The organism is Adhaeretor mobilis (assembly GCF_007741515.1).
GTDB classification, from domain to species: domain Bacteria; phylum Planctomycetota; class Planctomycetia; order Pirellulales; family Lacipirellulaceae; genus Adhaeretor; species Adhaeretor mobilis.
Genome location: NZ_CP036263.1, coordinates 4,528,740 through 4,541,677 on the forward strand (window position 1 = coordinate 4,528,740; position 12,938 = coordinate 4,541,677).

Consider the following 12,938-nt stretch of genomic DNA (forward strand, 5'->3'; position numbering starts at 1 on the left):
GCCGGACGGCCTTGAGTCGATCGGGCAAGCTGTTGGAGGAAGCAATGGAAATCTCTATGCAGGCAGATTGGCGTTCCATGATAGTCGGATCATCAAGGCGTAAATCGTGCTTAGATGCTCGCCATTAAGCCTACTCTGGAAACACCTCCGCTATCGCTTTTTGCTGCTGATCGGGTATCAAGTGACGGTATCGCTTAACCATCGCCTCAGTTTGGTGGCCGACCCAACCATTGATGATCCGTTGGTCGATGCCGGCAGCGGCACAATTCGAGCAAAACGAGTGCCGGAACACATGCCAGCCCCGTGCTTTCGACCAGTTCGATCCCGCCACCGCTCGCTTGAAATGATCGTGAGCCTGATCGCATGAAAGGGGCATAGCCGTGGTCGCCTTGTTTTTCGATCTTGCAACGCCCGGAGGCAACGAGAACGTAAACTGACCTCCAGGGTGATTGGGCAAGTATTCGCGCAACACTTGGCGGAGCAGGGGGGACAGAGGTACTGATCTCGTTGTTAGCTGGCCACGCACTCGCTTCTTTTCGCGTATGGTGACAGTGCCAATTTCAAAGTTAATATCGTCCAATTGCGATCGCAGCATTTCACTTCGCCGAGCGCCAGTGTGTGCTGCGAAGACGAACATTGGGTACAAGAAGTCATGCGAGGCAATGGCTTGGACGTGAGCCAGCAACTCGGCAAGCTCAGTTGTCGTCAAGAACAAGGCTGACCACAGTTCATTCTGCTCCTCGTCGCCAAGACCGCCTCTTGCGATGCGACGTTCAATTTCCGCCTGGGTTTGGAACGGTGGCTTCTCACTCGACTTCGGATAGCGGGTTCCCTTGAGGGGCAGTTGTCCAGTCAGGTGGCCGGCATCCTTTGCCCAATTCCACATCGTCCGTAGCGTCGTCAGTTCTTTCTTGATTGTCGCGGGGCTCAGCTTCTTTCCACGGATTCCTGGGGCTTTCCCGCGTTCATCTATGTACTTCTGAATATCTACAAGCGCTGTAGTCGGTAAAACAAACGAAGCCCCCATCACACTTCGCAGATGGCGCAAATGCGTCTCCATGCCTTTGATCGTGCTTTGTTCCAGTGCGTCATCTGGAATAGATCCCAAAAAGGCTGAGGAGAATTGACCAAGAGTACGCAACTGCCGCTTAGGTCTTGCTGATTTCGTCCCGTTTAGCTGTCCATCCGACAACAAAAACGATGCCACATCACCGTCACTCGGCAACACCAAGCGACCAGCTTCCAGCAAGTTGATATTCTCGTGGACACGTTGGACACGAGCGTTAGCTGCTCGCTTATCGCTCGTGCGAAGGGCACGCTTGAATTTCAAGCCACCGTAGCGAAAGGCAATGTGGTAGCGTCCAGTTTCTGTTTGTTCGAGCCATGCCATCGTATTGTTCTCCTGCATTGAAGCTAATGGCCACAACACAGTGAGAACAGCAATACGACTGCCACACGAACACAACAGTGCCCCCAAAATGCCCCCAGTTTCAGAATTCTGGGGAGCATGGACTTTTCGTCAATCGACGTAAGTCCTTACTATGAAAGAGTACCGGAGGGGGGACTTGAACCCCCACGAGGTTGCCCTCACTGGATTTTGAATCCAGCGCGTCTGCCAATTCCGCCACTCCGGCATTGAGTGCGATGTCCAATAGATTACCGCGAAATGCGGGAGGCTTCTAGGCCTGATGGGGGGCGAACTGCCGGGTAAATCTGATCGGCAATACCGGCTGGCCGAGTGGAAGTTGCCCCTGCTAGTCGAGCATGAGTTGCATAAATATCGAAGTCAGCCAGCGGTCGAACTTGCGGCCGATGTTTGGAAAGCGGCCCGCTTCTACGAAGCCGTGCTTAGTGTGCAAGGCGAGACTGCCGGCTTGCTCGCTGTCGATGGCGGCAATAATCGTTCGCAGCCCTAGCTGGCGAGCACGAGCGATCTGGTCGGCCATCAGTGCGCTGCCGACCCCTTGTCGCACAAAACTGGGATGGACGTAAACCGAGTTCTCTACCGTTCGTCGGTAGGCAGGCCTCGAGCGGAAAGTCCCCAGAGATCCCCAGCCTACTACTTGGTCTTCGCGGCAGGCAACGGTTACGGGATGAATTGCTTCTCGGTCGACAAACCACGCTTCACGCTGCCGTGCCGACCAAGGTTCGAGGTCGTAGGTAGTTGTCGACTGCGCAGGATATTCGTTGTAGATCGCATTGATCGATGGCAAATCCTTGGGGGCCGCTAGGCGAATGGAAATCTGGGATGACATTGCAAGCGGAGCTCCATAGAGGACGCTCCCTAAAGTTAATTGGTGAAACTGCTCTACTTAGACATCTTAATCGAAGACATCTCAGTCGATGGAGGGGTTCGCCACACTAGTTATCACGCCAACGTGCGGATAATCGTTACAAACCTCACCCCAAACGTGCAAATGTGGGGTATACGCGATGCCAGATTGCCCTGAGAAAAGTAGAGTTGTGGTAAGCATCTGCTACTAACTGACGGTTATCGCTTCCGAGCGTCTCGACCGCCTCACTAAACTCTGCCTATCGAATACTATGCCCACTATCGCTCCTCCCACGCCGACGGACGAACTCTCTCCCAAAGTTGCCGCCGCTACAAAACCGAATCACGTGATGCTGGCCGACGGTCGGCTAAGTGACCTGAACGGACTCGACCGGCGGCAACTCCACGAACTTCAATGGGAACAAGAGCAGAAATTCACGCACGCAATTCTCGCCTTTCCCAAAGGATCGCAGGAACGCGTGATGATTGTGGGGCAGGCGTACAATACGATCTGCACAATCCTAGCCGCCATGCAAGGTGACGACGAGCCGCTACAAATGGGCATGGACAAGCGGTACATCAAGCTAGTGCTCGATCTGTTAGTGCAACAGTATAATCGAGGAAGCGCGCGGCCTGCGCTGTTTGAGGTCGGCTACGGTTGCGGCTCGCTGCTGGACGAAGTTCGTGGCCAGGGCTACCAGATCGGTGGCATTGAAGTTTCGTCTACGATGCGCGACCAAGCCGTTGGCGTACTTGGCCAGCGCCACGAGGAGAACCTGCTACTCGGCGATCTTCGCAGCGTCGATACAGAGAGCCTGCCGTTTCAACCTACGGTCGTTTACTGGAACGATGTGTTTGAGCATATCGCCCCGGATGAAATCAAAGACTACTTACAAACCATCTACGGCGTGCTCGCCCCAGGTGGCGTTCTGGTGACGATCACCCCAAACTGGCTCTTGCGCCCCTCAGATGTAACGGGCGACTTCTGCCCCGCACGCACTGAAGCGCGCGGCCTACATCTCAAGGAATACTCGCTCGCCGAGGTTACTTCGCTACTTAAGCAAACGGGTTTCCGCAGGATCGGCACGCCACTGGCATCGATCCCGGGCAAGCTCATCATGTGTGGCGGTGGGGGACGATGGGTGAAGCAGCGGATCGAGCCAATGCTCGATCGGTTGCCGGTCCGTCTTGCTCACCTCTTATGTCGCGGGTTCGCGATGTCGATCACGCTGGCTTGGAAGTAGGGACTTTGCGACTACTTTCATATTGCCAAAGTAGCTCAATAGCTAAATGGTTTGTCCCTGATAGACAGCTACTTGGGACCCTTCAGCCCAGAAGGCTGAGGCAGGTTCACTACTGAGTGCTCTCGCAAACTCTTCACCGTAGAGATTGGCGTAGTCTCCTTCAAATTTTGCTCGCCGGGCGTTTGCGATTCGTCAACTTGGGTGTTCCACGCGATACTCTTTCGCTGATCCATTGGGCTGAGCAGAGTAGCCCCAATAGTGCTCGGCAATGAATTGTTGCTGCGAGCCTGCTTCCGGCAGCTTCGGATTATCACCTGCTTCAATCGTCAATAGGTAAGGCTTCTATTCCAGTCCCATCTGAAGGTTGCGGATGCAGGAGACTGATCTAGAGTCAGTTTTCTCGAAGGACGAATGTCATGGCTCATTCGCGTTGACCAATACTTCTCCGCGTACAGTTTGCGAGCAACAAATGCGATTGCCCAGCGGGGGACTAGTTCGCGTACAAATACGACTCCCCGCCGCCAACCTTCCGGCCCTTGTCGCTTGACATAGAACCGCAAGTTGACTTCCTCGAAATTAATGTGCCATGGAATCGGCAAACCGAAGATCCGGGTATTAAGAAACAAAAAACCTACCATCGATAGGTAGGTCTTTCCTTCCCAAAAGTCGATTTCCGTCCCGGCAGGCACTAGAGGCTCTACGACCTCAGGATCAACTTCATAGTTGATCATCACCAACTGTCGCCACTGGGCTCTCAGAACTGGCTTGCTTTCTGGAAGCGGAAGGTGATCCGATGACAGGGACGGTATGACAGGCACGCTCATCGATGGACCAGTTGCGATTCGGGTTCAAACTCTCCACGACGTAACCGCGAGCCCTGCGTACGTTTAACTCTCTTGCTAGGCGGCTTGCTTATGGGAACTCAACTCCGCAGAGAAGGTCCGTCCAGAGGCGTCAATTAACTCAGAAACACCTAGTGCCGCCAACGCACAAATCCGTGATTCTCGCTGATCATTGCTCATCTCTACAGCGGTACTCCACCTCGAAGCGATTGATGCAGCTCGGATGCCTACTCGAACTCCGAAACGCTTTGCCCTCAAAAAGAATTCTTCTCGCTCATCGAAAGGAGAAGCGGAGGTCCAGCCGCCGAGTGCTCGCAGCTTGTCGGTGCGAGCGACGAAGAAGCTCTGTGTGAAGTCGCATTCGGCGACACCAGTTCCTGCGAATGGGAGCCCCAATTGGAATGTAGCTTGCTCGCCGCTGGGCATCATCTTGGCAAGAACGCTACCGTGAGACGGCATGAGTTCGCGACTGGTGAACAATCCAAATCGTTTGGCGCAACGTTGCAGTTCGCCGGCGACTAGGTCTAGGGAGTCGCCAGCGACCGGTTTCAGTAGGTGCTCTACTTGTGACTTGCGGCCTAGCTCGATAGAGTCGTCGATTAGCAGCACGTAGGGCGTTCGCACTCGTGCCAGCAGCGCATTCCTGCTGCCATTCACATCCTGTGCGTCAGGCACGGTGACAACGGTCACGCCCTCTGCTACTGTAGACTTCGCCGAGGCAAGTAGCGTATTCGCCCCTGGGCAGAAGCGGGCGACGCTGCGAATCAACCGTGGGGTTGCCTTGGCGGGATCGCTCGTCGTGGCAAGGACAGTTAGCTTCGAAAAATCGCTGGACACGGCCGAAAACTCGCGATCAACATGAGAAGGGCAGGGTAGGGCAGTTGTTTTAACTTATCGGCCAACTCGCCGCCGATCACCAATTTGCCCGGCAATGTCGGCACCCTCGCTGTCAGATAGCCTAGTTTCACATTGTCGAATATGGGGCGACACGCAATATGCAATCGGAGCGGTAGTTCCGCTCAACTATTTCATCGCGAAGCTTGCTCAGCGGCTAAATCTATTGGCGTGGCACCTAGTGGTACTATTCTGTCCCGGCGGTGTGAGAACTGCTCTGTGTGCTTGCCTGTTTGCTGGCGAATAGCGGTTCTAAGGCAATCGCAGTCAGCTCGCCTGCGGCGCTGGGCATGTCGCCGATTGAGAGGTGCAGGGTTCGTGTCTTGGGCTCGAACACCATCGTCTGTAGCGTCATCGTCTCGAAGCCCACCATCTGCAAATACTGATGCACTCGATCCACGGTCACGCCTTGTTCCTTGCCGAGTTGCATGAGGCGCGGATAGCGCCAGCAGCGCTCACCAACCGTAAGTTCCTCGCTGCGAAAGTGGTTGGTAGCGGGCAATACGCGTTGGTCGGGCTGTGCGTTGCGACGTACGATTTGCTTAGGCGAAATCTCGAACACCGCGCCGCCTTGCACATCGCAGACGGCCAGATTCATCCAGGTGGTCGCTTTTACTTCGCCAAGTAGTTTCTCCGCTTCTTCGACGTTCGTGCACTCTTCGAGAATTCGGCGAAAAACAAAGCCCAAGGGCTCACCCTGCGGTGCAAACTTGGGAGACTCGTCGCCCGCGCGGTACACATCCAGTGTGGCAACCGCGAGCCCGGCGTCGTTCATTCCAGAGAAAACACCGCCCAATCCTGGGAAACCAACCGAAGCAAAGGGGTGACCCTTTTCAGGTCGATAAACTGCAAGCAGGCTGTAGCGATTGAGAATATCGAGCGTGGGAAAGTCGAAGTTTCGGCCGAACAGCGGCCCGCCACTGGTGGTGTTTTTCGAGTCGACAATGACGGTGGAACAGCCGAGACGTCGCAGTTCGAGCAAGGTATTTGCGACATCGAGAACTTGCGCATCGAAGTCCTCGTGTTCTGCGGTAGCCAGTAGTTCGCGACGATAACGCTCCGGCGTATTAAGCATAAGTGACTTGGCCGCAACGGCTGCTAGCGGCCAGTACCGATCCGCCCCGTACTCGGCCATGAATTGCTTAGGAAACGCCATTATCGGCTTGCTCGACTTCGCTAGTAATTCTGCGTGTTGGCGGCCGATGTCCTCAGGCGTACCTGTAAAAATGGCGATTGGGATTTCTCCCTGATAGTAGAGATTGGCGTCTTCAAGATGGCGCTCAGCGAACATGCGCTCCGCCGCGACTACGGGTCGGAAGCAACAGGCAATGAGGAAGGCAAAGAGAATACGTAGCAGCATGACAAGTCCAAGAGGAGCCAACAGATGTCAGATGACTAGCCTACCAAATCTGCTCATGCGGGCCGAGAACAAGTTCAAAAACTACTCCCGGACTTTCTGCAGCAGTATTGAATAGGAGGAATTCAGAGAGAGTAGAGCTTTGCATTCAGCCTTCCTCCGTTCTCTCTGTATCCTCCCGTTCCTATTTATCTACGCGATGCTAGCAGGTTCCGTTCGCTGTGGAACGACATGTCCTGTTGTCTGAAAGTCCTGAATCTCGTAGCTTCCCCATGATTCGATTGCCTCTTGCCCATCTTGATACGTCTACTCGCTGGAGTTGCGATGCGCGTCGGTGTTTTTCTTCCTAACTGGATCGGGGATGTCGTGATGGCAACCCCGGCAATTCGTGCGCTGCGCAAGCAAAACGCAAACGGCGAATTGGTCGGTATCATGAGGCCCTATGTCGGCGAAGTCCTGGCCGGCAATTCCTGGTTCGATGAGACGATTCTCTATAAGAAGAAAGCCGAACAGACAGAACTCCAGTGGCCGCAGGTAAAGCAAAAGCTACGCGATGCGAAGCTTGATCGCGTTGTGTTGCTCACTAACTCATTACGCACGGCTTGGATGGCTTGGCAGTCGGGTGCGCCAGAACGCATTGGCACCGTGCGAGATGTTCGAGGGCCGCTACTTACAACTCGTGTCTACCAGGCGAAGAAACGTAAGGGGTGGGGCAGGGCAGAGGATGTCCAACTGCCAGCCATCGATGGCTACTTGCAAGTCACTACCGCCGCCGGTTGCCCGCCTGAGCCGCCTGAATTAGAACTGGCAACCACGCCCGCCGACGAACAGGCTGCCGACGAGGCTTGGCGTGTGCTCAAGCTGCCCGATCCCTCGCAAGTCGTGGTGTTCAATACGGGCGGGGCATTTGGTGCGGCAAAGGACTGGCCGCGGAAACACTTCATTTCGTTGGCACGCGCAATCGCCGAGCGGGATAATCTGCATGTCCTCATTAACTGCGGGCCTAGCGAGCGAGACAACGCACGGGAAATCGTCAGCGAAGCAAACGATTCGCGAATCACAAGCCTGGCCGATATCGCCGACTTACCGATTGGACTCTCCAAGGCATGTATCCGCCGCAGCCGCTTGTTGGTTTCAACCGACAGTGGACCCCGGTTTTTCGGCGTTGCATTTGGTGTGCCGACCGTTACTTTGTTTGGACCGACAAGTACTCACTGGACGCGGACCTATGCGGACCACGAGAAACGAGTTTCGCTAGAGCTTGATTGCGCCCCTTGCATGAAGCGTGTGTGTCCACTGGGACATCATCGGTGCATGGAAGACCTTGCAGTGGAGAGAGTCCATACTGAGGTAGCTCGCTATCTTTCTAAACCAATGAAATCTAATGCAGCGGCATAGGACTGGTAGCGTAAGAATGTTCTTTAAGAATTTCGCAGCTAGTGTCAAGGTGTCGCACATCCCTTCCCCCCCCTCCCTGTTGTGCTTAGATCACATGATGGGCAAAAAAGCAGGTGTTAATTCCCGCAATCATAAGCGTGAAGGGGATTACAAAAGGAACTCAACGGTTCGCGATTGGTGGGGGCTTCTATTCCTCATCGCTTCTTCTATTGCATTAGGAATATTGCACGGGATGAGTCGTAAGTGAGGCGGGAGATAGGGCTGAGTTCACATGGAAACCGGATTCCTCGGTCGGTGAGCCTCTCGTCGGAATGACAAAAATCGTCTCTTGCTGAAACTCACATCAGCTGATCCTTGAAACGCTCCCATAGAGCACCGCGCGATCGAGAGTAAGTTGCGTCTTTGAAATATCGCTCAAGATGGGCGATATTCTCTTCTCCCAGGCGGGGGCGTTCGCGCAACATCTGCAATGCTTCTCGCACGGCTGAGACGACCGAATCGCCATCCGGAACATGGGTCATACCCTCGGTAGGCAGCGGTACTAGCATTTCTCGCTCGCGATAGTCCAGCGTTGCCACGGCATTGCCGGCATACAGGCACTCGTAGTGACGATAGGTCCACGGCACATTTCCACCAGGGGCAAGAGCCACGCGACTGCGACACAGGTTCTTCCAGTACTTGGCGAAGTTCACCTTCGAGCCTTGATAGAGTAAGTCACTCACATCACCGTACTTCTCTTCGAGCACCTGGCGGTGCTTGTCATTCACCTCGACCAAACCGCCCCAGACCTTCAGATCCGGTGCGTTGCGTTTGAGATCGAGCATCCAATCAACCCGCTGGTCTACGCGATGGATCTTGCCGTCCATGTAGAATCGAGTGTGATTCGGCCGACCAAGAAACGCGGCATCGTACTCAGGCTCCGGCCGCGTTCGGACTAGCTGGTTCAGGCGATCGATGCGTCTGGCCCACGTGAAGCGTCCGTATCTTCGAATCGGAAGCGTGCCCATTTGCAGATTCGCGTACTCGGGCAGCGACTCCCAGATGGGTTCCTTCCAAGGCTTAAGGTACACTTCCCCCACACTTCGGAATGCGGCCCCCTGTTCCTCACTCCAGGCAAGCTCGTGTTGGTCGAAGTAGTCGAACGCGACGATCCGCTGGCAACCCGTTCGGTTTGGTAGGTCAGCAATCTGCTGGGCCGTTAGGGAAGTTGGCAGCCCGAGGAAAACGGTTTGTGCGTGAACACTCGGATTGCTTAGCAAGTCTTTCGGCTCAAGGTAGCGTACCGCGCGTCGGCCATGGTAGGTTCTTAGAAACCACACGAGTGCCAGCCCGCGCACTCCGCGACCCGCCGGTTTCGCGTCTGCGCCAATGACCAGCCACTCAACCATGAGGAGCACGCCTCCTGCGGCACTCTAGCTATAAATTGAGGGGAAGTGGCTTAAATGTACGTGTTGATCAGATTCTCGAGCATCTCTTGGCGACCACTCACGTTGCCGGCGATGTCGCCCTGCTTGAGCATGACCTCCGAGAGCGATTCCAAGGTATGCTTGCCCGCTTCGATCTCTGCACCGAGCCCGTCGTCCCAGCTAGCGTAGCGCTCGCTGAGCAACCCTTCTAACTTGCCGTCGGCTCGCATGGCAGCGGCGATCTTCAAGCCCCGCGCGAACGCATCCATGCCGCCGATGTGAGCGTAGAACAGGTCGATCGGCTCGAAGCTTTCACGACGCACCTTCGCGTCGAAGTTCACCCCACCAGGATTCAAGCCGCCGTACTTAAGTATCGAGTACATGCACTGCGACGTGAGATAGATATCCGTAGGGAACTGGTCCGTATCCCAGCCGAGCAGCATGTCACCCGTGTTGGCATCCACCGAACCCAATGCCCCGGCGGCACCAGCGGTCTCTAGTTCATGCTGCATCGTGTGGCCCGCGAGCGTGGCATGATTCGTCTCGAGGTTGAGCTTCAGGTGATCGATCAAGTCATACTGTCGAAGGAAGTTCAGGCAGGCTGCCGCATCAGAATCGTACTGATGCTTGGTCGGTTCTTTGGGCTTCGGCTCGATATAGAACTGCCCTTGGAAGCCAATTTTCTTTGCGTGATCGACCGCCATGTGCAGGAACTTCGCGAGGTGGTCGAGCTCTCGTTTCATATCAGTGTTCCAGAGATTCTGGTAGCCCTCGCGACCTCCCCAGAATGTATAGCCCTGGCCACCTAGTTCGTGCGTGACTTCCATCGCGTGCTTCACTTGCCCAGCAGCATAGGCGAACGCTTCGCTATTGGGACTGGTTGCCGCCCCATGCATAAAGCGCGGGTTGCTGAACATGTTAGCCGTGCCCCACAACAACTGGATGCCAGTGCGATCTTGCTCTTCCTTGAGCACCTTGGCAACGGCATCGAGATTCTTGTTCGACTCTGCCAGGGTTGCTCCCTCAGGGGCTACATCGCGATCGTGGAAAGCGTAAAACGGAGCGCCAAGCTTTTCGATAAACTCAAACGCGACGCGAGCACGATTCTGGGCATTCTCTACGGAATCAGTTCCGTCTTCCCAAGGACGCAACGCTGTGCCCGGGCCAAAGGGGTCGGCACCGGTGCCACGAAACGTATGCCAATAGACTACGCTAAACCGCAAGTGGTCTCGCATACTCTTGCCCTCGACCATCTCGTCGGCATCGTAATAACGAAACGCCAGCGGGTTGCGGCTTTCGGGCCCCTCGAAAAGAATAGAATTGACTTCAGGAAATGCAGTCATTGTGGTTTTTACGCAACATGCTAGAGGAACGGAAATCGGGCTGTGCCGTTTGTATCCAAACTGAGCTCGGATTCTAACAAATTGAGTAGGGAATTGGGCAGGGGTAGCGCAGAAAAGTAGACAGCTTGGCGGCAGACAACTAGCATAAAACTAGGCAGAAATTCGAGAGCCGCTGTGCCATCGATGGCACCAATGATCATTATGGAACAGAACTCAGACCTCAAAGAGGCAGCAATATGCTTCCACCGCTGCACGCTAAATCCCTATCTATCGTTTCTTTCATTTCAATTTTCTCACTCACATGGTCTCCGACTATTTCAAATGCGGGAACTGTCGTGAGATTTGACACTGTCGAAGGAGCGTTCGATCTCGAACTGTTCGATGACCAAGTACCTGTGACTGTCAACAATTTCCTGGGCTATGTGAACACGCAACGTTACGACGGTTCGGTCGTCCACCGCAATAGCGACACTAGCGACCCAGTGTTGCGTGATTTTGTCATTCAAGGAGGAGGTTTTTTTCTCAATGACCCAACTCCGCCAAGCGACACGATTTCGTTCGCAAATGTTGTCACTGACCCGCCAATCGATGACGAACCGGGAGGTGGTGTCACAGGCCCCTCCAATGTCCGCGGCACGATCGCCATGGCCAAGTCTGGCACCGATACGGTGACCAGTCAGTGGTTTATCAACCAAGGCGACAATTCGATTCTCGACAGCCCTACACGACCCGACGGTGGGTTCTCCGCATTTGGACAAGTGTTGGGTGACGGCATGACGGTAGTCGACGCTATTGGCGATCTGCCGCTCCCGAGCGACTTCGGGTTCGGCATAGGCGCACCCTTCAATGATTTGCCCCTTCGTAATTTCAGTGGTGATTCCATTGATGACATCCGTGAAATTCACACTGTCGTGGTTGAACGGATATTTGTCTTCGCTGATTTCAACCATGACAACAGCGTGAACAGCGCCGATCTTGCCATTCTCAATAATAATTTTGGTAACTCCAACGCTGATTTTGAAGACGGCGATGCCGACAATGACGGTACCATTACAGGTAAGGACTTCTTGATCTGGCAACGCGCTTTCGGCGAACCTCCGACCTCTGCCAGTGCTACAACTTCCGCAATACCCGAACCAACTTCAGTAGCCCTAGCCGCTTGTGGCCTAGCCGCTCTCTGCTCCCGAATGCTTGTGCGAGCGAGGCAAGCATAGAATGTTCACTATGAAATATATGACCAACGCAGAAAGACTAGCACCTACTCTCCAGCGCATCTTGCTCGCAACTTGCGTGCTTTGCTGCTCGCTAGCCTCATACGCCAGCGCTCAGGTCGCAACACGCAAGGCGCGCTGGTACTTCAACTTCGGCGATGCAGTAGAAATCGAATTCTACGGCAATGAGTCGCCGCTGCACGTAGCCAACTTTTTTGACTACGCCAATGACGATGACTACAACAGTTCGTATATTCACCGTTCTGTTTCGGGATCTTCGCGATTCTTCCAAGGGGGCAGCTACTACATCCCTCCTTCTCCAACCCTCGACAATTTGTCTAGTCTTCCAATTACCGCCGGTTCGCAAATACCTAACGAATTCAACGCCGCTAACGGATTAAGCAATACGCCTGGAACCCTAGCCGCAGCGAGAACTGCTCATCCCGATAGCGCCACGAGTGGTTGGTTCATTAACATCACCAACAACGCATCAGGATTTGACCCCGGTCCGTACACCGTTTTCGGCCAAGTGACAAAAGGTTTGGATTTCCTGAACCTAGTGGCGCAACAACCGCTCTTTGAGAATATCTTTCCTGGGTATTCGTCGGCCCCTTACGGAACGGCACCGCTAATAAATGGGGAATCTCTTTTCGTCATCCAGGAAGTTTTGGAAGTGTCCGTATTAGATGGCGACTACGACGATAACGGTATGGTGAATGCTGGGGACCTGGCAGAGTGGAATCAAGACTATGGAACGGCGGGCTTCCTGCAAGCGGATGGCGATGGAAACCGCAATGTCGGCGGTGGTGACTTCTTGCTGTGGCAGAGCAATTTTGGGGCAACTTCCGCGACCCCAGCAATCGGCGTAGTCCCCGAGCCCACCTCCCTCGCCCTAGCCGCTTGCGGCTTAGCAGCGTTGGGGTTCGCACGACGACGCAAGATCCAACTAGCCGGCCGCTAAGCCGCAAGCG

Annotated in this window: 12 protein-coding genes and 1 tRNA gene; 4 read left to right on the forward strand and 9 right to left on the reverse strand. The window is 54.6% G+C overall.

Translation table 11 applies throughout. The features are described from left to right. Positions 1 to 130: 130 nt before the first annotated feature. From HG15A2_RS17815 to HG15A2_RS17825, 3 genes are all read right to left on the reverse strand, one after another. Complete coding sequence (locus HG15A2_RS17815; RefSeq protein ID WP_218932065.1) at positions 131 to 1,390, reverse strand: tyrosine-type recombinase/integrase; 1,260 nt, start codon at positions 1,388 to 1,390, stop codon at positions 131 to 133. A gap of 160 nt (positions 1,391 to 1,550) precedes the next feature. After that, positions 1,551 to 1,634: transfer RNA gene (locus HG15A2_RS17820), tRNA-Leu, on the reverse strand. Between the two features lie 120 nt (positions 1,635 to 1,754). Continuing rightward, complete coding sequence (locus HG15A2_RS17825; protein ID WP_145061912.1) at positions 1,755 to 2,255, reverse strand: GNAT family N-acetyltransferase; 501 nt, start codon at positions 2,253 to 2,255, stop codon at positions 1,755 to 1,757. Positions 2,256 to 2,544: 289 nt separating this feature from the next. On the opposite strand from HG15A2_RS17825, the gene HG15A2_RS17830 reads away from it, so the two are divergent. After that, the gene (locus HG15A2_RS17830; protein WP_145061914.1) at positions 2,545 to 3,516 is read left to right on the forward strand and encodes a class I SAM-dependent methyltransferase; all 972 of its coding nucleotides are present in this window, start codon (positions 2,545 to 2,547) and stop codon (positions 3,514 to 3,516) included. Positions 3,517 to 3,708: 192 nt separating this feature from the next. On the opposite strand, the gene HG15A2_RS24660 is transcribed toward HG15A2_RS17830, so the two are convergent. The 4 genes from HG15A2_RS24660 to HG15A2_RS17850 all read right to left on the reverse strand — a co-directional run bounded on the left by HG15A2_RS24660 (position 3,709) and on the right by HG15A2_RS17850 (position 6,612). Then, positions 3,709 to 3,846, reverse strand: coding sequence for a YqjF family protein (locus HG15A2_RS24660; RefSeq protein WP_145061916.1), 138 nt, complete (start codon positions 3,844 to 3,846; stop codon positions 3,709 to 3,711). Beyond that, a complete protein-coding gene (locus HG15A2_RS24665; RefSeq protein ID WP_145061918.1) occupies positions 3,843 to 4,340 on the reverse strand; it encodes a YqjF family protein in 498 nt (165 codons plus the stop codon). The genes HG15A2_RS24660 and HG15A2_RS24665 overlap by 4 nt, the downstream gene beginning before the upstream one ends. 75 nt (positions 4,341 to 4,415) lie before the next feature. After that, positions 4,416 to 5,195 carry a hypothetical protein gene (locus HG15A2_RS17845; RefSeq protein WP_145061920.1) on the reverse strand — a complete coding sequence of 260 codons (780 nt, stop codon included), beginning with the start codon at positions 5,193 to 5,195 and terminating at the stop codon, positions 4,416 to 4,418. A 244-nt stretch (positions 5,196 to 5,439) separates the two neighbouring features. Further along, entirely contained in the window at positions 5,440 to 6,612 is a 1,173-nt protein-coding gene (locus tag HG15A2_RS17850) for a C45 family autoproteolytic acyltransferase/hydolase (protein WP_145061922.1), read from the reverse strand. 294 nt (positions 6,613 to 6,906) lie between these two features. On the opposite strand from HG15A2_RS17850, the gene waaF reads away from it, so the two are divergent. Further along, complete coding sequence (waaF, locus tag HG15A2_RS17855; RefSeq protein WP_145061924.1) at positions 6,907 to 8,007, forward strand: lipopolysaccharide heptosyltransferase II; 1,101 nt, start codon at positions 6,907 to 6,909, stop codon at positions 8,005 to 8,007. 338 nt (positions 8,008 to 8,345) lie between these two features. Here the strand turns inward: waaF and HG15A2_RS17860 are convergent, their stop codons facing one another. Together HG15A2_RS17860 and xylA are read right to left on the reverse strand one after the other, a co-directional pair. After that, the gene (locus HG15A2_RS17860) at positions 8,346 to 9,395 is read right to left on the reverse strand and encodes a hypothetical protein (protein WP_145061926.1); all 1,050 of its coding nucleotides are present in this window, start codon (positions 9,393 to 9,395) and stop codon (positions 8,346 to 8,348) included. Positions 9,396 to 9,445: 50 nt separating this feature from the next. Further along, positions 9,446 to 10,756: a xylose isomerase gene (gene xylA, locus HG15A2_RS17865; RefSeq protein ID WP_145061929.1), complete on the reverse strand. Its 1,311-nt coding sequence runs from the start codon at positions 10,754 to 10,756 to the stop codon at positions 9,446 to 9,448. 335 nt (positions 10,757 to 11,091) lie between these two features. Between xylA and HG15A2_RS17870 the strand changes: the two genes are divergently transcribed. Both HG15A2_RS17870 and HG15A2_RS17875 read left to right on the forward strand, forming a co-directional pair. Further along, a complete protein-coding gene (locus tag HG15A2_RS17870; protein ID WP_218932066.1) occupies positions 11,092 to 11,970 on the forward strand; it encodes a peptidylprolyl isomerase in 879 nt (292 codons plus the stop codon). 10 nt (positions 11,971 to 11,980) lie between these two features. Further along, entirely contained in the window at positions 11,981 to 12,928 is a 948-nt protein-coding gene (locus tag HG15A2_RS17875; protein WP_218932067.1) for a peptidylprolyl isomerase, read from the forward strand. Positions 12,929 to 12,938: the final 10 nt, after the last annotated feature.